Origin of the sequence: Streptomyces sp. NPDC049837, assembly GCF_040674455.1 — a bacterium.
GTDB lineage: Bacteria > Actinomycetota > Actinomycetes > Streptomycetales > Streptomycetaceae > Streptomyces.
Window position 1 is genome coordinate 451,010 of sequence record NZ_JBFAMP010000006.1, and the last position, 19,286, is coordinate 470,295.

15 protein-coding genes are annotated in these 19,286 nt (G+C 73.5%); 3 read left to right on the top strand and 12 right to left on the bottom strand.

Annotated elements, in window-relative coordinates:
* Window positions 1-33: 33 nt before the first annotated feature.
* Window positions 34-1,173, bottom strand: coding sequence for a molecular chaperone DnaJ (dnaJ, locus tag AB0J57_RS19870; protein ID WP_366129520.1), 1,140 nt, complete (start codon window positions 1,171-1,173; stop codon window positions 34-36).
* Window positions 1,174-2,190 carry a heat-inducible transcriptional repressor HrcA gene (gene hrcA / locus AB0J57_RS19875; protein WP_366129521.1) on the bottom strand — a complete coding sequence of 339 codons (1,017 nt, stop codon included), beginning with the start codon at window positions 2,188-2,190 and terminating at the stop codon, window positions 1,174-1,176. It lies immediately after the preceding gene.
* A 166-nt stretch (window positions 2,191-2,356) separates the two neighbouring features.
* Between hrcA and AB0J57_RS19880 the strand changes: the two genes are divergently transcribed.
* Complete coding sequence (locus tag AB0J57_RS19880; RefSeq protein ID WP_366129522.1) at window positions 2,357-3,079, top strand: MBL fold metallo-hydrolase; 723 nt, start codon at window positions 2,357-2,359, stop codon at window positions 3,077-3,079.
* A 10-nt stretch (window positions 3,080-3,089) separates the two neighbouring features.
* Window positions 3,090-3,890, top strand: a complete 801-nt coding sequence (locus tag AB0J57_RS19885) for a DUF3097 domain-containing protein (protein WP_366129524.1) — start codon at window positions 3,090-3,092, stop codon at window positions 3,888-3,890.
* Window positions 3,891-3,906: 16 nt separating this feature from the next.
* Here the strand turns inward: AB0J57_RS19885 and hemW are convergent, their stop codons facing one another.
* The 4 genes from hemW to lepA form a co-directional block, all read right to left on the bottom strand.
* Window positions 3,907-5,139: a radical SAM family heme chaperone HemW gene (gene hemW / locus AB0J57_RS19890; RefSeq protein WP_366129525.1), complete on the bottom strand. Its 1,233-nt coding sequence runs from the start codon at window positions 5,137-5,139 to the stop codon at window positions 3,907-3,909.
* A gap of 27 nt (window positions 5,140-5,166) precedes the next feature.
* On the bottom strand, window positions 5,167-7,215 hold the full coding sequence (locus AB0J57_RS19895) for a SpoIIE family protein phosphatase (RefSeq protein ID WP_366129526.1): 2,049 nt from the start codon (window positions 7,213-7,215) through the stop codon (window positions 5,167-5,169).
* Window positions 7,216-7,391: 176 nt separating this feature from the next.
* Window positions 7,392-9,281, bottom strand: a complete 1,890-nt coding sequence (locus tag AB0J57_RS19900) for a long-chain fatty acid--CoA ligase (RefSeq protein WP_366129527.1) — start codon at window positions 9,279-9,281, stop codon at window positions 7,392-7,394.
* 417 nt (window positions 9,282-9,698) lie between these two features.
* Window positions 9,699-11,570 (bottom strand): translation elongation factor 4, encoded by a 1,872-nt coding sequence (lepA, locus tag AB0J57_RS19905; RefSeq protein WP_366129528.1) that lies wholly within the window; start codon window positions 11,568-11,570, stop codon window positions 9,699-9,701.
* Between the two features lie 207 nt (window positions 11,571-11,777).
* Between lepA and rpsT the strand changes: the two genes are divergently transcribed.
* Complete coding sequence (gene rpsT / locus AB0J57_RS19910; protein WP_366129529.1) at window positions 11,778-12,044, top strand: 30S ribosomal protein S20; 267 nt, start codon at window positions 11,778-11,780, stop codon at window positions 12,042-12,044.
* A 509-nt stretch (window positions 12,045-12,553) separates the two neighbouring features.
* Here rpsT and holA read toward each other — a convergent pair.
* The 6 genes from holA to AB0J57_RS19940 all read right to left on the bottom strand — a co-directional run bounded on the left by holA (window position 12,554) and on the right by AB0J57_RS19940 (window position 19,217).
* Window positions 12,554-13,540 (bottom strand): DNA polymerase III subunit delta, encoded by a 987-nt coding sequence (gene holA, locus AB0J57_RS19915; RefSeq protein ID WP_366129530.1) that lies wholly within the window; start codon window positions 13,538-13,540, stop codon window positions 12,554-12,556.
* 68 nt (window positions 13,541-13,608) lie between these two features.
* Window positions 13,609-13,854 (bottom strand): hypothetical protein, encoded by a 246-nt coding sequence (locus AB0J57_RS19920; protein WP_366129531.1) that lies wholly within the window; start codon window positions 13,852-13,854, stop codon window positions 13,609-13,611.
* Between the two features lie 24 nt (window positions 13,855-13,878).
* Window positions 13,879-16,362 (bottom strand): ComEC/Rec2 family competence protein, encoded by a 2,484-nt coding sequence (locus AB0J57_RS19925; protein ID WP_366129532.1) that lies wholly within the window; start codon window positions 16,360-16,362, stop codon window positions 13,879-13,881.
* Complete coding sequence (locus AB0J57_RS19930) at window positions 16,359-17,402, bottom strand: ComEA family DNA-binding protein (RefSeq protein ID WP_366129533.1); 1,044 nt, start codon at window positions 17,400-17,402, stop codon at window positions 16,359-16,361. Before AB0J57_RS19930 ends, AB0J57_RS19925 begins: the two co-directional genes overlap by 4 nt.
* Window positions 17,403-17,510: 108 nt before the next feature.
* A complete protein-coding gene (locus AB0J57_RS19935; protein WP_366129534.1) occupies window positions 17,511-18,356 on the bottom strand; it encodes a DegV family protein in 846 nt (281 codons plus the stop codon).
* Between the two features lie 66 nt (window positions 18,357-18,422).
* Window positions 18,423-19,217: a hypothetical protein gene (locus AB0J57_RS19940; protein WP_366129535.1), complete on the bottom strand. Its 795-nt coding sequence runs from the start codon at window positions 19,215-19,217 to the stop codon at window positions 18,423-18,425.
* Between the last annotated feature and the right edge of the window lie 69 nt (window positions 19,218-19,286).

Genomic DNA, 19,286 nt, shown 5'->3' on the forward strand with positions numbered 1-19,286 from the left:
CGCGCGCCCGGCACCCGCCTCGTGCGGAACGGCCTAGCGGCCGTTGAACGCGTCCTTGAGGCGGGAGAACAGGCCCTGCTGCCCCGGCTGGAACTGACCCGTGGGCCGCTCCTCGCCCCTCAGCTTGGCCAGCTCCCGCAGCAGCCGCTCCTGCTCCGGGTCCAGCTTCGACGGCGTCTGGACCTCGACGTGCACGATGAGGTCACCGCGCCCGCCGCCCCGCAGGTGCGTGACACCGCGCCCGTGCAGCGGGATCGACTGGCCCGACTGCGTACCGGGCCGGATGTCGACCTCCTCCATGCCGTCGAGCGTCTCCAGCGGCACCTTCGTACCGAGCGCGCCCGCCGTCATCGGGATCGTCACCGTGCAGTGCAGGTCGTCGCCGCGCCGCTGGAAGACCGGGTGCGGCAGCTCGTGGATCTCGACGTACAGGTCGCCCGCCGGGCCACCGCCAGGGCCGACCTCGCCCTCGCCGGCGAGCTGGATGCGGGTGCCGTTGTCCACACCGGCCGGGATCTTGACCGTGAGCGTACGGCGGGAGCGGACCCGGCCGTCGCCCGCGCACTCCGGGCACGGGGTGGGGACCACGGTGCCGAAGCCCTGGCACTGGGGGCAGGGGCGGGACGTCATGACCTGGCCCAGGAAGGACCGGGTGACCTGGGAGACCTCGCCACGGCCGCGGCACATGTCGCACGTCTGGGCCGACGTACCGGGCGCCGCGCCCTCGCCGGAACACGTCGTACAGACGACGGCCGTGTCGACCTGGATGTCCTTGGTCGTGCCGAAGGCCGCCTCCTGGAGCTCGACCTCCAGACGGATCATGGCGTCCTGGCCGCGCCGGGTGCGCGACCGGGGGCCGCGCTGGGACGCCGTACCGAAGAAGGCGTCCATGATGTCGGAGAAGTTGCCGAAGCCACCCGCGCCGAAGCCACCCGCGCCCGCGCCGCCGCCGGAGGCGGACAGCGGGTCACCGCCGAGGTCGTAGACCTGCTTCTTCTGCGGGTCCGACAACACCTCGTAGGCGGCGTTGATCTCCTTGAACCGCTCCTGCGTCTTCGGATCGGGGTTGACGTCCGGGTGCAGCTCGCGGGCGAGCCTCCGGAACGCCTTCTTGATCTCGTCCTGGGACGCGTCGCGGCGCACGCCGAGTACGGCGTAATAGTCCGTGGCCACTTACGACTCCGCCAGGATCTGTCCGACGTAACGTGCCACTGCGCGTACCGCTCCCATCGTTCCGGGGTAGTCCATGCGGGTCGGTCCGACCACGCCGAGTTTGGCGACTGCCTCGTCGCCCGAACCGTAGCCGACCGCGACGACGGACGTGGAGTTGAGCCCCTCATGGGCGTTCTCGTGCCCGATACGTACGGTCATGGCCGAGTCCTTGGCCTCGCCGAGCAGCTTGAGGAGCACCACCTGCTCCTCCAGCGCCTCCAGCACCGGCCGGATCGTCAGCGGGAAGTCGTGCCCGAAGCGGGTGAGATTGGCGGTACCGCCGATCATCAGCCGCTCCTCGGTCTCTTCCACGAGCGTCTCCAGCAGCGTGGCCAGCACCGTGGAGACCGTGCCCCGGTCCTCCGCCTCGAAGGACTCGGGAAGGTCCTGCACCAACTGCGGTACGTCCGTGAAGCGGCGTCCCACGACGCGGCTGTTCAGCCGCGCCCGCAGATCCGCGACGGACGTCTCGCCGAACGGCGCGGGGCAGTCGACCATGCGCTGCTCCACGCGCCCGGTGTCGGTGATCAGGACGAGCATCAGCCGGGCGGGGGCCAGCGACAGCAGTTCCACGTGGCGCACGGTGGAGCGCGTCAGGGACGGGTACTGCACGACCGCGACCTGCCGGGTGAGCTGCGCGAGCAGCCGTACCGTGCGGCCGACGACGTCGTCGAGGTCGACGGCTCCGTCCAGGAAGTTCTGGATGGCACGCCGCTCCGGCGTCGACAGCGGCTTGACGCCGGCGAGCTTGTCGACGAAGAGGCGGTAGCCCTTGTCCGTGGGGATGCGGCCCGCGCTGGTGTGGGGCTGGGCGATGAAGCCCTCCTCCTCCAGCACCGCCATGTCGTTGCGCACGGTGGCGGGCGAGACGCCGAGGTTGTGGCGCTCCGTGAGGGCCTTCGACCCGACGGGCTCCTCGGTGCCGACGTAGTCCTGGACGATGGCGCGCAGCACCTCGAGTCTGCGTTCGCTGAGCATCGCGCGCACCTCCGTCTGGCTGTGGTTCCTTCTGCTTGGCTGGCACTCGCGATGCCCGAGTGCCAGTTGTCCCCGGCCAGTGTACGGCGCCGGGGTACGCCCCCGGCAAGGGCGGCGGGCCACGCTACCGCGAGACGGCGCTGGTGGTTGCCGATAGCGTCGCGGTATGGACGTCAGTTGGGAAGACTTCGGATGGGAGCGTCTCGCCGACGGGATCGGCCGCAGGAGGCTGCCGGTGTGGGACGCGACCACGGCGTTGGTGGTCGGCGAGGACCGGGCCCTGCTGTTCGACACGGGCGCCACGCTCCGTGAGGGCGCCGAGATCCGGGCACAGGCGCAGGCGCTGATGGGCGGCCGGAGAGTGACGCACATCGCACTGAGTCACCCCCATTTCGATCATGTGCTCGGCACGGCGGCGTTCGCGGGGGCGGAGGTCTTCGGGGCGGTCGGCGTCGACACCGTACTGACCAAGGACCGCGAGGGGCTGCGCCGCGACGCCGTACGGCACGGGGTCGCCGAGGCGGACGCCGTCGAGGCGACGGACGTGCTGGTGGCCCCGCACCACCTGGTGTGCGGCGAGTGGACGCTGGAGCTGGGCGGGCGGCAGGTGCTGCTGGCCAACGTGGGCCCGGGCCACAGCGGCCACGACCTGGCCGTGCTCGTACCGGGCTCCCAGGAGGTCGTCCTGTGCGGCGACCTGGTGGAGGAGTCGGGCGACCCGCAGGCCGGGCCGGACGCCATCCCGTCGCGCTGGCCGGCCGCCCTGGACCGGCTGCTGGACCTGGGCGGAGAGGACGCCGTGTACGTCCCGGGGCACGGTGCCGTCGTCGACGCCGCCTTCGTGCGCGCCCAACGCGATGAACTGGCCCGCCGGTTCGGGGTGTCGTAGCGTCTGCCGAATGCGCGCTTACGACCCTGACCTGACGCCGCCGTGGAAGAAGTCCGGGCCCGCTCCCGAGGTGCCCGCCGACCCCGATCTGGTGGTCGAGGAGGTGAGCACCGGGTTCTGCGGGGCGGTGATCCGCTGCGAGGCGGGCACGGTGACCCTGGAGGACCGGTTCGGCAAGCACCGGGTGTTCCCGCTGGCGCCGAGGGGCTTCCTCCTGGAGGGGCGCCCGGTCACCCTGGTCCGCCCTGTGGCGGCTCCTGCCCGCCCGTCCCGCACCGCCTCGGGCTCCATCGCCGTCCCGGGCGCACGCGCGCGTGTCGCCCGTGCGGGGCGCATCTATGTGGAGGGCCGCCACGACGCGGAACTGGTCGAGCGGGTGTGGGGCGACGACCTGCGCGTCGAGGGCGTGGTCGTCGAGTACCTGGAGGGCGTCGACGACCTCCCCGCCATCGTCCGGGACTTCGGCCCGGGCCCCGACGCCCGCCTCGGCGTCCTGGTGGACCACCTGGTCCCCGGCTCCAAGGAGTCCCGCATCGCGGCCTCCGTCACCGACGCCCACACCCTGGTCGTGGGCCACCCGTACATCGACATCTGGCAGGCCGTGAAGCCCTCCTCCCTGGGCATCCCCGCCTGGCCCTCCGTCCCCCACGGCCAGGACTGGAAAACGGGCGTCTGCCGCGCCCTGGGCTGGCCCACGAACACGGGCGCGGCCTGGCAGCACATCCTGTCGCGGGTCACCTCGTACAAGGACCTGGAGCCTGCGCTGCTGGGGAGGGTGGAGGAGCTGATCGACTTCGTGACGGCGCCGTAGACCGCTGCGCGGGCCCCTAGTCCACCAGGTCCCGCACCACCGCGTCCGCCAGCAGCCGCCCCCGCAGCGTCAGCACGGCCCGCCCCTGGGCGTAAGGACCGGGGTCCAGGAGCCCGTCACTTACCGCGCGCTCGGCGGCGGCCAGGCCCGCGGGCCTGAGCAACGACAGCTCGCAGCCCTCCCGCAGCCGCAGCTCCAGCAGCACCCGCTCCACCCGCCGGTCCTCCTCCGACAGGACCTCACGCCCCGCCCCCGGGGAGCGCCCCTCCGCGAGGGCGGCGGCGTACGCGCCCGGGTGCTTCACGTTCCACCACCGCACGCCCCCCACGTGGCTGTGCGCGCCGGGCCCCGCGCCCCACCAGTCGGCGCCGCGCCAGTACAGCTCGTTGTGCAGGCACCGCCCCGCGTCCGAGGTGGCCCAGTTGGACACCTCGTACCAGGAGAACCCGGCCCGGGACAGCACGTCCTCCGCGATCAGGTAGCGGTCCGCGTGGACGTCGTCGTCCGTCATCGGCACCTCGCCGCGCCGGATGCGCCGCGCGAGCTGGGTGCCCTCCTCCACGATCAGGGCGTACGCGCTGACATGGTCCGGCCCCGCGCCGATCGCCGCGTCGAGCGAGGCCCGCCAGTCGTCGTCGCTCTCCCCCGGCGTGCCGTAGATCAGGTCGAGATTGACGTGCTCGAAGCCCGCCGCGCGCGCCTCCGCGACGCACGCCTCCGGCCGCCCGGGCGTATGCGTACGGTCGAGCACCTTCAGGACGTGCTGCCGGGCGCTCTGCATGCCGAAGGAGATCCGGTTGAAGCCGCCCTCGCGCAGCTCGGCGAGGTAAGCGGGGCCGACGGACTCCGGGTTCGCCTCGGTGGTGATCTCGGCGTCGTCCGCGAGCCCGAACTCGTCCCGGATGGCGCCGAGCATCGCCACGAGGTCGGCGGCGGCGAGCAGCGTGGGCGTACCGCCACCGACGAAGACCGTCCGGACCGGCCGGGGGTCGTCGCCCAGGACCTTCCGCGCCAGCCGCACTTCCTCCGTCAGCGTGGCGGCGTAGTTGTCGCGGGAGGCGAGCACGCCGCCGGAGCCGCGCAGCTCGGTGGCGGTGTAGGTGTTGAAGTCGCAGTAGCCGCAGCGGGTCGCGCAGTACGGCACGTGCAGATAGAACCCGAGCGGCCGCTCACCGGCCCCGAGCAGGGCGGACGCGGGCAGCGCGCCGTCCTCGGGCATGGGCTCACCATCGGGCAGTACGGAAGGCATACCCCCCATTGTCCGTCACCGCGCCCCCTACCGGGTCTGGAGCACCAGCAGGGCGAGGTCGTCGCGTACGGGCGTCTCGCCGAAGGTGTGGACCGCCCGCCGGATGCGGTCGGCGACCTCCCGCGCGGGCAGCCCGGCGCAGCTCGCGAGGGCCTCGGCGAGGCCGTCCCCGTCGTCGAACATCCGGCCCGTGCGGGAGCGGCGCTCGGTGACGCCGTCGGTGACGCACAGGAGGGTGTCGCCGGGCGCGAGGTGGAAGGTGTGGCTCTCGTACCCGACGTCGTCCACGACGCCGAGCAGCACCTGGGGCGCCGCCGCGGGCGTCACGGTGCCGTCCGGGCGCAGGAGGAGCGGCAGGGGGTGGCCGGCGCAGGCGAGGGTGCAGCGGGCGCCGCCGCCCTCCTCGGGGGCGAGCGGCACGAGCTCGCCGTACAGGAGGGACAGGAACCGCGACTGGGGCTGCTGCGGGGGCTGCGGGGCGCCGGGCAGGTCACCGGGCAGATCACCGGCGGCGGCGACCATGGAGGCGGCGGCTTCGGCGGCCTCGGTGGCGTCGTCGAGGAGGAGCCGGTTCAGCCGGTCGAGGACCTGGCCAACCTGGTGGTCCTCGCGGGCGAGCAGCCGCAGCCAGGGGCGGGCGAGGCCGGTGACGACGGCGGCCTCAGGGCCGCTGCCCTGGACGTCGCCGAGCATGAAGCACCAGCGCCGCGCTCCCGGCCCGGCCTGGAACACGTCGTAGAAGTCGCCGCCCGCGAGACCGTCGTCGCTGGGCTCGTACACGACGCAGCTCTCGACGCCCGGGATCTGCGCCACCTGGCTGGGGAGCAGCCCGCGCTGGAGGACCCGGCTGATGGTGACCTGGCGGGTGTAGCGGCGGGCGGCGCCGATGGCGAGGGCGACGCGGCGCGCGAAGTCCTCGACGAGGGTGGTGACGGCGTCGGGGATACGGCCCCGCCCGCGCCGCCCGAGCATCAGCGTGCCGAGCGCGTGGCCGCCCACGACCAGCCGGTACGCGAGCGCGGTTCCGCCCGCCGTACCGCCACCCGGGCTGTCGGGCTCCGGTGACGGCCACGGGACCGGCACCGGGCCGGGGCGGGCCGGCTCCGGCATGTGGGGCGGTTCCTTCTCCAGGACCGCGCGCAGCGTCTCCAGCGCCGACTCTTCGGCGTGCCACACCCGCGCCAGGCGCGGCGCGCCGCCCTCCGCGCCGTCGTCCTCCAGCCAGAAGGCGCACCAGTCGGCCAGGCGCGGCACCAGGAGCTGGCCGGCGAGCGCGGCGACGAGGTCCTCGTCCAACTGGCCGGCGAGCAGGTCGGACGCCTCGGCGAGGAACGACAGCGCCCCGCGGCCGGCCCACTCGTGGTCGTCGCGCACCACCCGGCGCGGCGCCGGGGCGAGGATCTCGGCGGCGCGCAGCCCGCGCTGGATCGCCGGCTCGGCGCCGGGTACGGGGCAGGTGTCCCAGCCGTCGAGGGGGAGGCGCGCCCAGACGGTCTTGAGGCCGGGGCGGTAGGTGATGCCCCAGCATTCGGCGAGGGCGGCGACGAGCTGGAGCCCGCGACCGTACTCGTCCAGGCCGTCGTCGTCCTCCCGGTGGTGGTGCTCGTGGCGGACGGTACGGGTGGGGTGATGGTCGGAGACTTCGAGGACGAGGGCGGCGGGCCGGCCGTCGGCGGGGTCCTCGAGCCGGAAGAGGAGTTCGACGGTGGTGCCGGCGTGGACGACGGCGTTGGTGACGAGTTCGCCGACCACCAGGACGGCGTCGTCGGCGACCCGGTCGTTGATCGTCGCGGCGGCGGGCAGGGCCAGGCCGGTCCAGTCCGCGAGCGCGGCGCGCACGAAGCGGCGGGCGGCGGACGGCGCGAGCGGGTTCCCCGGCAGGCTGGTGCGTGTGACGGTGTGGCTCGGGGGCGGTTGGTGGGGCGGCAGCAGCAATTCACCGGTGGTCGCGCGCTGTGTCGGGAAGGACCCTGTCGGAAAGGACCCCACGTGCGGCTCCTCGTCGGCTCCTGGTCGGCTCGTGGTGCGGACACCGACAGGGTGACAGATCGAGCACGCCCATAAGCGCGGAGTCATCGAACTCGCCCACGGGAACCCGCCCGCGCGAACCCGTATACGCGAAATCGCGCACGGGAAGCCGCTTACGGGAAGCCGCGCACGCGAACTCGCGCAGGGTGAAATCGCGCAAGGGGCTCTCGCGCACGCGAACGGGGCCGCGCGCCGTGGCGCGGCCCCGTTCGCCGTACGTCGGCTCAGACTTCCCTGGTCCCCGCGTACATCTCGTCGATGAGGTGCTTGTACTCGCGCTCGACGACGGGGCGCTTCAGCTTGAGGCTCGGCGTCAGCTCACCGTGCTCGATGTCGAGGTCGCGCGGCAGCAGCCGGAACTTCTTGATGGTCTGCCAGCGCTGGAGCCCCTCGTTGAGCCGGTCCACATAGCCCTGGACGAGCTGGTTGGCCTCCGGAGTGGCGACGACCTCGGCGTACGACTTGCCGCCCAGGCCGTGCTCCTCGGCCCACCCGAGGATGGCGGGCTCGTCGAGTGCGATGAGCGCGGTGCAGAAGTTCCGGTCGGCGCCGTGGACCAGGATGTTGGAGACGAACGGGCAGACCGCCTTGAACTGTCCCTCGACCTCCGCCGGGGCGATGTACTTGCCGCCGGACGTCTTGATCAGGTCCTTCTTGCGGTCGGTGATACGGAGGTAGCCGTCGGCGGACAGCTCGCCGATGTCTCCGGTGTGGAACCAGCCGTCCGGCTCCAGGACCTCGGCGGTCTTCTCGGGCAGCCCGTGGTAGCCCTCCATGATGCCGGGGCCGCGCAGCAGGATCTCGCCGTCGTCCGCGATCCGTACCTCGGTGCCGGGGAACGGCTTGCCGACGGTGCCGGTGCGGGGGGCGTCGCCCGGGTTGAGGAAGGAGGCGGCGCTGGATTCGGTGAGGCCGTACCCCTCCAGGATGGGGATGCCGGCGCCGGAGAAGAAGTAGCCGATGTCGGGCGCGAGGGCCGCCGATCCGGAGACGGCGGCGCGCAGCCGGCCGCCGAAGGCGTCGCGGAGCTTGGCGTAGACGAGGGTGTCGGCGACCTTGTGCTTGACGCTCAGGCCGAAGGGCACGCTCGCGTTGCCGGTGCGGCGGAGGTTGTCCTGGCTGGTCCTGGCGTACTCGCGGGCGACCTCGGCGGCCCACTGGAAGATCTTGTACTTGGCGCCGCCTCCGGCCCGTGCCTTTGCCGCGACTCCGTTGTAAACCTTCTCGAAGATCCGGGGTACGGCGGCCATGTACGTCGGCTGGACGACCGGCAGGTTCTCGATGATCTTGTCGACGCGGCCGTCGACGGCGGTGACGTGCCCGATCTCGATCTGGCCGGAGGTCAGCACCTTGCCGAAGACGTGGGCGAGCGGCAGCCACAGGTACTGCACGTCCTCGGCGGAGATCAGCCCGATGGCGGCGATGGCCTTGGCCATGTACGACCAGTTGTCGTGCGGCAGCCGTACGCCCTTGGGGCGGCCCGTGGTGCCGGAGGTGTAGATCAGCGTGGCGAGCTGATCGGCGGTGATGGCGGCCACGCGGTCCTTGACGGCGTCCGGGTGCTTCTCCAGGTACGCGCGGCCGCGCTCCTCCAGCTCGGCGAGGGAGAGGACCCAGCCCTCGGGGTCGCCGGCGTCCGCTTCGACGCCCGCCGGGTCGATGACGACGACGTGGGCGAGCTTCGGCAGGTCGGCGCGGCGCTCACGGGCCTTGGCGAGCTGGGAGGCGTCCTCGGCGATCAGGACGCGGCTGTCGGAGTCGGCGAGGATGTACGCCGACTCCTCGGCGTTGGTCTGGGGGTAGACGGTGGTGGTCGCGGCGCCGGCGCACATCACGCCGAAGTCGGCCAGGATCCACTCGACCCGGGTGGCGGAGGCCAGGGCGACCCGCTCCTCGGGCTGTACGCCGAGGTCGATGAGGCCGGCGGCGATGGCGTAGACGCGCTCGGCAGCCTGCGACCAGCTCAGGGACTTCCAGTCGTCGGGGCCCTGGCCGGAGGCGTTGGGGACCGGGTAGCGGTACGCCTCGGCGTCGGGGGTTTTGGCCACGCGCTCCAGGAAGAGGGCCGCCACGGAGGGCGGTCGGTTCTCGATCAGGGTCTGTGTGTCGCTCACGACGTCCTCCGGGCGGCTTGCGGCAGGGCTGCACGACGGGATGATTGTTTAACTGGCGAGTAACCCTCGGGCGGCATCAGGTTAGAGCGCCATGGTCCGCCACGTAAGGGGCTGTGGCCCGGCGGTTCATACCCGCTTCATAACGACTACGCCTCCCGACGGCACGCCCCGACCACGCAAAAGCGCCCGTCCATGAACCGAACGGGCGCTTTGGCGGCGTACTGCGGGGGGTGAGGCCGGGCACGGGGCCGGGCGGCGGGCGCCGGGGGTGGGGCCCGGCGGCGGGCGCCGGGGGCGGGGCCCGGCGGCGGGCGCCGGGGGTGGGGCCCGGCGGCGGGCGCCGGGGGTGGGGCCCGGCGGCGGGCGCCGGGGGTGGGGCGCCGGGGCGGCCCGGCGCGGATCCCGGCGACCGCCCGGCTACTTCTTGGCCTTGCCGCCCGCCGAGTCGTCGCTGGACAGCACCGCGATGAAGGCCTCCTGCGGAACCTCCACGGAACCGACCATCTTCATCCGCTTCTTGCCTTCCTTCTGCTTCTCCAGCAGCTTCCGCTTACGGGAGATGTCACCGCCGTAGCACTTGGCGAGGACGTCCTTGCGGATGGCGCGGATGGTCTCGCGGGCGATGACGCGCGAGCCGATGGCCGCCTGGATGGGCACCTCGAAGGCCTGCCGCGGGATGAGCTCGCGCAGCTTGGCGACGAGCCGCACGCCGTACGCGTACGCCGCGTCCTTGTGCGTGATGGCGGAGAAGGCGTCGACCTTGTCGCCGTGCAGCAGGATGTCGACCTTGACGAGGCTGGACGCCTGCTCGCCGGTGGGCTCGTAGTCGAGGGAGGCGTAACCACGCGTCTTGGACTTCAACTGGTCGAAGAAGTCGAAGACGATCTCCGCGAGGGGGAGGGTGTAGCGGATCTCCACCCGGTCCTCGGAGAGGTAGTCCATGCCGAGGAGCGTGCCGCGACGGGTCTGGCACAGCTCCATGATCGAGCCGATGAACTCGCTGGGCGCGAGGATCGTGGCGCGTACGACCGGCTCGTACACCTCGCTGATCTTGCCCTCGGGGAACTCGCTCGGGTTGGTGACGGTGTGCTCGCTGCCGTCCTCCATGACCACGCGGTAGACCACGTTGGGCGCGGTGGCGATCAGGTCGAGCCCGAACTCGCGCTCAAGCCGCTCGCGGATCACGTCGAGGTGCAGCAGCCCCAGGAAGCCGACGCGGAAGCCGAAGCCGAGCGCGGCGGAGGTCTCCGGCTCGTAGACGAGTGCGGCGTCGTTGAGCTGGAGCTTGTCCAGGGCGTCGCGCAGCTCGGGGTAGTCGGAGCCGTCCAGCGGATACAGACCCGAGAAGACCATGGGCTTGGGGTCCTTGTAGCCGCCGAGGGCCTCGGTGGCGCCCTTGTGCAGGGTGGTGATGGTGTCACCGACCTTGGACTGCCGGACGTCCTTCACACCGGTGATCAGGTAGCCGACCTCGCCGACGCCCAGCCCGTCGGCCGGGAGCATCTCGGGCGAGTTCGTCCCGATCTCCAGCAGCTCGTGGGTCGCGCCGGTGGACATCATGCGGATGCGCTCGCGCTTGTTGAGCTGGCCGTCGATGACACGGACGTACGTCACGACACCCCGGTAGGAGTCGTAGACCGAGTCGAAGATCATCGCGCGGGCCGGGGCGTCGGCCACGCCGACCGGCGCCGGGACGTCCTTGACCACGCGGTCGAGCAGCGCCTCGACGCCGAGACCGGTCTTGGCCGAGACGCGGAGCACGTCGTCCGGCTCGCAGCCCACCAGGTTCGCCAGCTCCTCGGCGAACTTCTCCGGCTGGGCGGCCGGCAGGTCGATCTTGTTGAGCACGGGGACGATGGTGAGGTCGTTCTCCATCGCCAGGTAGAGGTTGGCGAGGGTCTGCGCCTCGATGCCCTGGGCGGCGTCGACGAGCAGGATGGTGCCCTCGCAGGCCGCGAGGGACCGCGACACCTCGTAGGTGAAGTCGACGTGACCAGGGGTGTCGATCATGTTGAGGATGTGAGTGCTGCCCTGGCCGGGCCCCTCGGTGGGGGCCCACGGCAGACGCACCGCCTGGGACTTGATCGTGATGCCACGCTCGCGCTCGATGTCCATGCGGTCGAGGTACTGAGCGCGCATCTGCCGCTGCTCGACCACACCGGTGAGCTGGAGCATCCGGTCGGCAAGGGTGGACTTGCCGTGGTCGATGTGCGCGATGATGCAGAAATTGCGGATCAGTGCCGGGTCGGTACGGCTCGGCTCGGGCACGTGGATAGGGGTCGCGGGCACGCAGGGTCCTGATTCTCGAGACGCCGGGCGTCTCTGCTCGGGTCGACGTCGGATCGATACGTAGGTTCCATGGTCCCACGGACGGGGACGGGCGCTCGGTTTGGGCCGCCCGGAGGGCGACTGGTAGCCTGGGTAGCTGTGTCTCGTAGCCCTCTCAAGCAGCGGGGCACGCATCAGAAATCCTTACGAACCTGAAAAGGCTCTTTCGTGGCGAACATCAAGTCCCAGATCAAGCGGAACAAGACCAACGAGAAGGCGCGCCTGCGCAACAAGGCCGTCAAGTCGTCGCTCAAGACCGCGATCCGCAAGGCCCGTGAGGCGACCGCCGCGGGTGACGTCGAGAAGGCCACCGTGGCCGTTCGCGAGGCGTCCCGCAAGCTGGACAAGGCCGTCTCGAAGGGTGTCATCCACAAGAACGCCGCCGCCAACAAGAAGTCGGCGCTGGCGTCCAAGGTTGCCTCCCTCCAGGGCTGAGCTTTCTTGATTTGATCGCCGGAACGGACCAAGCGGGCCCTCTCATCCGCTCCTGACCGGCACCCCGAGCCCGTACGCGGCCTGCGTTCGCCACGCGGGTACGAGCTCACCAACGCACCACCCGAAGGCCCCGTCGCCCGTCCTTTCCCAGGACCGTCGCCGGGGCCTTCGCCATGCCGGGGCCTTCCCGCATCCCCCGCCGCCCGGGCGGCCCCGGCCTCACCCCACCGCCCGGGGCGACCCACACCCGACCTCCCCCGCTGGCCGACCTCCCCCGCTGGCCGACCGGCCCGCAGCCGCCGACGGCGAGCAACCCCCACGGGAAGACCCGCACCGACATTCCTTCCCGCACAGGTGGTGCGGGTGGGAACCCATGCCCGGCCGGAGGCCGGGCGCACACCCACCGGCCTGCAGCCGACCGGTGCACGGGGCACCGCCCCCCGCGGGAGACCGGGACGCCGGGGCCGCCCCCCGCGGGGAAGCCCGGCACGAGGCACCGCCCCGCGGGGTCAGCGGCGGGAGCGCGCCGCGCGGGCGACGGTGACGACCGCCTTTTCCAGCGCGTACTCGGGGTCGTCGCCCCCGCCCTTGACCCCCGCGTCCGCCTCAGCGATCGCGCGCAGCGCGACGGCCACCCCGTCCGGCGTCCAGCCGCGCATCTGCTGACGCACCCGGTCGATCTTCCACGGCGGCATGCCGAGCTCGCGCGCGAGATCGGCGGGCCGCCCGCCCCGCGCGGACGACAGCTTGCCGATCGCCCGCACACCCTGCGCCAGCGCGCTCGTGATCAGCACGGGCGCGACGCCGGTCGACAACGACCACCGCAGCGCCTCCAGGGCCTCGGCCGCCCGCCCCTCCACCGCCCGGTCGGCGACGTTGAAGCTGGAGGCCTCCGCGCGGCCGGTGTAGTACCGCCCGACGACCGCCTCGTCGATGGTGCCCTCGACGTCCGCGGTGAGCTGCGACACCGCCGACGCCAGCTCCCGCAGGTCGCTGCCCACCGCGTCGACCAGCGCCTGACACGCCTCCGGCGTCGCCGAGCGCCCCAGCGCGCGGAACTCACCGCGTACGAACGTCAGACGCTCCGCCGGCTTGGTCGTCTTCGGGCACGCGACCTCGCGCGCCCCCGCCTTGCGGGCCGCGTCCAGCAGGCCCTTGCCCTTGGCGCCGCCCGCGTGGAGCAGGACGAGGCTGATGTCCTCCACGGGCGAGCCGAGGTACGCCTTGATGTCCTTGATCGTGTCGGCGGAGAGGTCCTGCGCGTTCCGCACGACCAGCACCTTGCGCTCGGCGAAGAGCGAGGGGCTCGTCAGCTCGGCGAGGGCGCCGGGCTGGAGCTGGTCGGGCGTCAGGTCGCGGACGTCCGTGTCGGCGTCGGCCGCACGGGCGGCCGCCACCACCTGCTGCACCGCGCGGTCGAGGAGCAGGTCCTCCTGCCCCACGGCGAGGGTGACGGGCGCGAGGACGTCGTCGGTCGAATTCTTTCTGGTGGCCATCGCGAACCAGCATCGCACGGCCCACCGACAACGCGGCTCCGCCCGTGCGCCCCCTCCCTACTGCTGCCCTACGGTTCTTCCCGCCAGCCGTCCCACTGCGCCGCGAACTCGTCCAGCTCGGTGGCCGCGAGCCGCCCGTCCGGGTCCTCGACGACCACCAGCCACTGGGCGTCCTCGGCGTCGTCCTCACCGGCCAGGGCGTCCCGTACGAGCTGGGGCTCCTCCGTGATCCCGAAACGCTCCCCGAGTTCCTCGGCGGCTTCCTCGGCCGCGTCCCGGTCGGGCAGCACCAGCACATGTCTCACATCGCTCACGACAGACATTGTTCCTGCGCGCCGCTACGGCTCCGGCCCCGGCCCCAGGGCCGTGGTGGCACGCAGCTCCCTCCCCCTTCCCGCCACGGCGATCGCGCCGTGCCTGTCGGTGCTCAGCACCACCGCTCCCCCGGCCCGCAGGGCGCTCACCGTTCGCGGTGACGGATGCCCATACGGGTTGTCCCGGCCGGCCGAGACCAGGGCCAGCCGTGGCCGGGCCCTGCTCAGCAGACGCGGGTCCTGGTGGGCCGAGCCGTGGTGGGCCACCTTCAGGACGTCCACCGGCGGCAGGTCCGGGTGGGCCCGCAGCAGGCCCTGCTGGGCGGGCGGCTCCAGGTCGCCGAGGAGCAGCAGGGTGATGCCGCCGGCGCGGACCAGGAGCGTGACGCTGGCGTCGTTCGGTCCCTCCGGCTCGGACCCCGCCCGGGCGGTGCCCGGCCACAGCACCCGCCAGTCGAGGGGCCCGAGCCGCCGGCGCTCGCCGGCACCGGCCCGCACGATGGGCACCCCGGCCGAGGCGGCCGTCCTCCGCACGAACGCCGCCTGGTCCTCGGGGTCCTGGAGGTCCGTGGTCTGGATGGCCCCGACGGCCCGGCCCCGCAGGACGCCCGGTAGTCCCGCGACATGGTCGGCGTGGAAGTGCGTGAGCACCACGAGCGGCACGCGGCTGACGCCCAGGTCGCGCAGGCACCGGTCGACGGGCTCCGGGTCGGGCCCGGCGTCCACCACCACGGCCGTGTCCCGGCCCGCGGCGAGGACCGTCGCATCGCCCTGGCCGACGTCGCACATCGCGAACACCCAGCCGGGCGGTGGCCACCCGGTGAGCAGCCTGGTGAGCGGCGGCGGCCGCACCACGGCGAGCAGCAACAGCACCGCGCACGCGCCGGCCAGCCATGCCCGGTGCCGCACCCGCCGTACGCACACCACCGCCAGCCCCGTGACGGCGGCGAGCAGCAGCCCTCCGCTCCACCCTCCCGGCCACTGAACCTCCGCCCCGGGCAGCGCGGCTCCCGCCCGGGCGACGGAGGCGATCCAGCCGGCGGGCCACCCCGCGCACTGGGCCAGCACCCCGGCCAGCGGCATCGCGACCGGTGCGGTGACGAGCGCGGCGAACCCGAGCACGGTCGCCGGGGCCACCGCGAGTTCGGCGAGCAGGTTGCACGGGATCGCCACCAGGCCGACCCGGGCGGCGAAGACCGCCACCACGGGGGCGCACACGGCCTGGGCCGCCGCGGTCGCGGCCAGCGCCTCCGCGATCCGTGGCGGCACCCGGCGCCTCCGCAGCGAGGCGCTCCAGCGCGGGGCGACGGTCAGGAGCGCCCCGGTGGCCAGCACGGACAGCAGGAAGCCGTAACTGCGTGCCAGCCACGGGTCGTAGAGCACCAGCAGCAGCACGGCGGCGGCGAGCGCGGGGATCAGCGACCTGCGGCGCCCGGTGCCGATGGCGAGCAGGGTGATCAGCCCGCAGGCTGCGGCGCGCAGCACGCTCGGGTCGGGTCGGCAGACCAGGACGAAGGCGAGGGTCAGCGCCCCGCCCAGCAGTGCGGTCGCGCGCAGCGGGATGCCCAACCGTGGTGCCATCCCTCCGCGTTCGGCCTTCAGTGCGCTGCCGGGTGGGCCGATGAGCAGCAACAACACGACAGTGAGGTTGCTCCCGGAGACGGCCAACAGGTGAGTGAGGTCGGTCGCCCGGAAGGCGTCGTGCAGGTCGGGCGGAATGCGGGACGTGTCCCCGACGACCAGCCCCGGCAACAGGGCACGGGCGTCCGGGGGCAGCCCGTCGGCCGCCGCCCGCAGTCCTGCGCGCAGTTCTCCGGCCGTGCGCTGGAGCGCGGTTGGCGGGCCTGTGACGCGGGGCGGCCCCGCGTCCACCCGCAGAACGGCGGCGAACGGGTCGCCGTCGCGCTGCGGCGGTGCCAGCCGCCCCGTCAGCCGCAGCCGGGTCGACGGCAGCAGCAGCCGCCAGTCGGCTCCGCCGCGCGACACGACCACCAGCACGGGCGTGCGGACCCTGGTGTCCGCCCCGTCGGGCATCGTCACCCGCGTCACGTCGGCGTTCAGGACGACGGAGACCGGCACCGCCCGCGGTCCGCGCACCTTCGCGTGCGTGAGCCGTGGGTCGGAGGTGACCGTCGCCTCGACGGTGACCCGGGCGTACCGGTCCGCCAGCCCCGGCAGCGGCCCCCTCCGCAGATCGGCGCCGTGCAGTCCGGCGGACGCGGCGCCTGCCGCGGCGCAGAGCAACACCGCCGCGCACGCCGTGCCGTTGGCCCGCCACCGGGCTACTACGCCCAACGCGCCACGCCCGAGCAGCAGCACCACACCGCCCACGGCGCAGAGCGTCACGCCCACCACCGTCCACCGGCCCGGGGCGCCCACCGCGAGCGCCGCCGCGCCCCACGCCGCCAGCGCGGGCGCCACGAGCCGCAGGTCGGCCGGCCCTTCCCGGCTCGGGTCGGCGACGCCCAGCGGCGTACCTGACGCGGCGTGAACCGCTTGGCGCCTCATGGCCGTACGAGGGGCTGGAGGTCCGCGAACCGGCGCTCGCCGATTCCGTTCACCTCGCGAAGCTCGTCGACCGACCGGAAACCTCCGTGGCTCGTGCGGTAGTCGACGATGTGCTGGGCCAGCACGGGGCCGACACCGGGCAGCGTGTCGAGCTGCTCCACCGTGGCGGTGTTGAGGCTGACCGGCCCTCCGGCGTCGCCACCCGGCCCGGACGCCCCGGACGTCACCTGCCCCGCCGGTCCCGGTGGGGCGCCCACCACGACCTGCTCGCCGTCCATGAGCACCCGTGCCCGGTTCAGGCCCGTGAGGTCGGTGCCGGGCCTGACGCCACCCGCCGCGCGCAGGGCGTCGGCGACCCGCGACCCGGCGGGCAGCCGCAGCACCCCCGGCCGCCGGACCTTCCCGCTCACGTCGACCACGACGGGCGGCGCCCCCGCCGAGACCCCGGGCGTGGCCGCTCCGGTCGCGGCCGCCGCGGGGGGCGCCGCCTCCGTCACCACGTCGGGTGCCCTCACCGGCTCCGGCCTGCCCACCCAGAAGTACCGCCCGGCGAGGACGGCGGCCACCACCAGGACCACGGCGAGCGCGGCGACCGTCCGGGGCTCCATCCCGCACCGCGCCTGCACCCAGAGCGGTAACCGGTCCCGCAGTCCGTGCCGCCACCGCTCCCGCCGCCCGAGCGTCTCCTCAGCCCCGCCCCCGGCGCCCTCGGCATCCGCCGCAGCCCCCGGCACGGGCCGACCACCCGCCGGACGCGCGCCCGCCACCGGGTGCGGAGCACCACCGGGCGGGCCCGGCACCTGCCCACCGGCCGGGGGCGGGTGGGTCGCGTGTGTGCCCGCTTCTTCGAAGAGGGCGTCCGCGCGGCGGCGTGCAGTCACCGTCGCGCGTACGGCGGCTGTGCGCCGCCCGCGCACGCGGTGCCGTGAGGAGGGGCCGCGTCCGCGCGTGCGGCCGTCGGATCCGGCCGCCCGGCCGGGGCCGCTCGCCGCACGCACGACGCGCGATGTGGTTGTCACGGAGTGTGTTCGCGTTGCCATGCCAAGCACGGTAGGCGTCATCGCCCGAACCCGCCGAGCAGCGTCAAATCCCGTGGATAACCCACCAGTTGTGGAAAACCCGGCCACCCGCAAGGGTGAGGCCGGCGGTCACCGTGCGGAGACGACGACCGCCAGCAGCCCCGGACCGGTGTGGGCGCCGATGACCGCGCCGACTTCGCTGACGTGCAGTTCGGCCAGGCCCGGGACGCGGGCGCGCAGCCTGTCCGCGAGGGCGGCAGCCCGATCGGCTGCCGCGAGGTGGTGCACCGCGATGTCCACCTGGCTCGCGCCCGCCCGCTCGGCGGCGATCTCCTCCAGCCGGGCGATGGCCTTCGACGCCGTGCGCACCTTCTCCCGCAGCTCGATCCGCCCGCCCTCCAGCTCCAGCAGCGGCTTCACGGCGAGCGCGGAGCCCAACAGGGCCTGGGCCGCGCCGATGCGGCCGCCGCGGCGCAGGTACTCGAGTGTGTCGACGTAGAAGTACGCGGAGGTCCCGGCGGCCCGCTTCTCCGCGGCGGCGACCACCTCGTCCAGGGTGCCGCCCGCCTCCGCCGCCTCGGCGGCCGCGAGCGCGCAGAAGCCCAGCGCCATGGCGACCATCCCGGTGTCGACCACCCGCACGGGCACGGCCGCGTCCCTGGCGGCCAGCACCGCGGCGTCGTACGTCCCGGAGAACTCGGCCGACAGGTGAAGCGACACGATGGCCGTGGCGCCCTTCTCGGCCGCGGCCCGGTAGGCGGCCGCGAACACCTCGGGGCTCGGCCTGGACGTGGTCACGGAGCGCCGCTTCTGGAGTGCGAGGGCCAGCGAGCGCGCCGAGATCTCGGTGCCCTCCTCCAGCGCCTGGTCGCCGAGGACGACGGTCAGCGGCACCGCGGTGATACCGTGCCGCTCCATCGTCTGCGGCGGCAGGTAGGCCGTTGAATCGGTGACGATCGCGACATGGCGGGACATGACCGGGAGGGTACCCCGGAGGGGGCTCCGTAGGGCAGCCCGCCCCCGGCTCGTGATCGGAACGGGTCAGTTCGTGGTCTCGGGGCGCGTCGACTTCTGCCAGGAGTAGAAGGGCTGTTGCCGGGGATCCTGCGCGGTGATCGCCCTGGGCCCGTCCTCCTCCGAGGCGGCACGGTCCCCGGCCGCCGCCGTACCGGGCCGCCCGTCCGTACCGGACCGGGCCGCCGTCCCTGACTGCGCACCGGCGTCCGCCGGCCGGACCTGTTCCGTCGCCTGCCCCGCTGCCGGCTCCGGCCAGGAGAGGTCGTCCTGCTCGCGCCCCGCCCAGTGCCGCAGGGCCCCGGCCTCCACGTCGATCTGCGCGCTCAGCGACGCCAGGTCGTCGTCCGCGAACTTCCGCGCCCGGTCCCGGGCCGCCCACCTCAGAGACTCGGCCGAATGGGTGATCCGCTCCGTGCGCTCACGCAGCTCGCCGAGCTGCGCGGCCACCCCGGTCCGGTCCGGGTCCCGCTCCAGCCGCTTGAGGTCCGCGTCCAGTTCGTGCCCGTGCGCGCTGAGCCGCCGGAACAGGTCCAGGGACTCCTTGAGCGAGGCGTCCTCCGCCACGCCGGCCTCCAGCGCGTCCTGGGTGGCCCGCATCGACGTCCGCAGCGACAGCCGCAGTTGCGCCAGCTCGGCCGTCACGCCGCCGGGCCCGTAGCTCTTGGCCCGCAGTGTGGTGTCCTCGACGGTGCGGCGCGCCTGGGTGATCGTGCGGTCGACCCCGCGCTTCGCGGCCTTGACCGCCTTGACGGTCGCGTAGACCCCCAGGGCGACGAAGGCGAGGAAGAGCACCGCCAGGATCAGGATCGCCTCTGTCATGAAGTCCCCTCGGGGTCACTCGGTGCGGTGTCGGAAACGGCCGGGCTGTGTTTCCTCCACGGTAAACGG

What these genes read in the sequence shown, in the direction of transcription:
- AB0J57_RS19885 (WP_366129524.1), top strand. Translation starts at nt 3,090, where the DNA reads ATGCGCGCTTACGACCCTGACCTGACGCCGCCGTGGAAGAAGTCCGGG.
- AB0J57_RS19895 (WP_366129526.1), bottom strand. Translation starts at nt 7,215, where the DNA reads ATGACTCCGCGCTTATGGGCGTGCTCGATCTGTCACCCTGTCGGTGTC.
- holA (WP_366129530.1), bottom strand. Translation starts at nt 13,540, where the DNA reads ATGGCCACCAGAAAGAATTCGACCGACGACGTCCTCGCGCCCGTCACC.
- hemW (WP_366129525.1), bottom strand. Translation starts at nt 5,139, where the DNA reads ATGCCTTCCGTACTGCCCGATGGTGAGCCCATGCCCGAGGACGGCGCG.
- AB0J57_RS19940 (WP_366129535.1), bottom strand. Translation starts at nt 19,217, where the DNA reads ATGACAGAGGCGATCCTGATCCTGGCGGTGCTCTTCCTCGCCTTCGTC.
- AB0J57_RS19925 (WP_366129532.1), bottom strand. Translation starts at nt 16,362, where the DNA reads ATGAGGCGCCAAGCGGTTCACGCCGCGTCAGGTACGCCGCTGGGCGTC.
- AB0J57_RS19880 (WP_366129522.1), top strand. Translation starts at nt 2,357, where the DNA reads ATGGACGTCAGTTGGGAAGACTTCGGATGGGAGCGTCTCGCCGACGGG.
- AB0J57_RS19935 (WP_366129534.1), bottom strand. Translation starts at nt 18,356, where the DNA reads ATGTCCCGCCATGTCGCGATCGTCACCGATTCAACGGCCTACCTGCCG.
- hrcA (WP_366129521.1), bottom strand. Translation starts at nt 2,190, where the DNA reads ATGCTCAGCGAACGCAGACTCGAGGTGCTGCGCGCCATCGTCCAGGAC.
- AB0J57_RS19930 (WP_366129533.1), bottom strand. Translation starts at nt 17,402, where the DNA reads ATGGCAACGCGAACACACTCCGTGACAACCACATCGCGCGTCGTGCGT.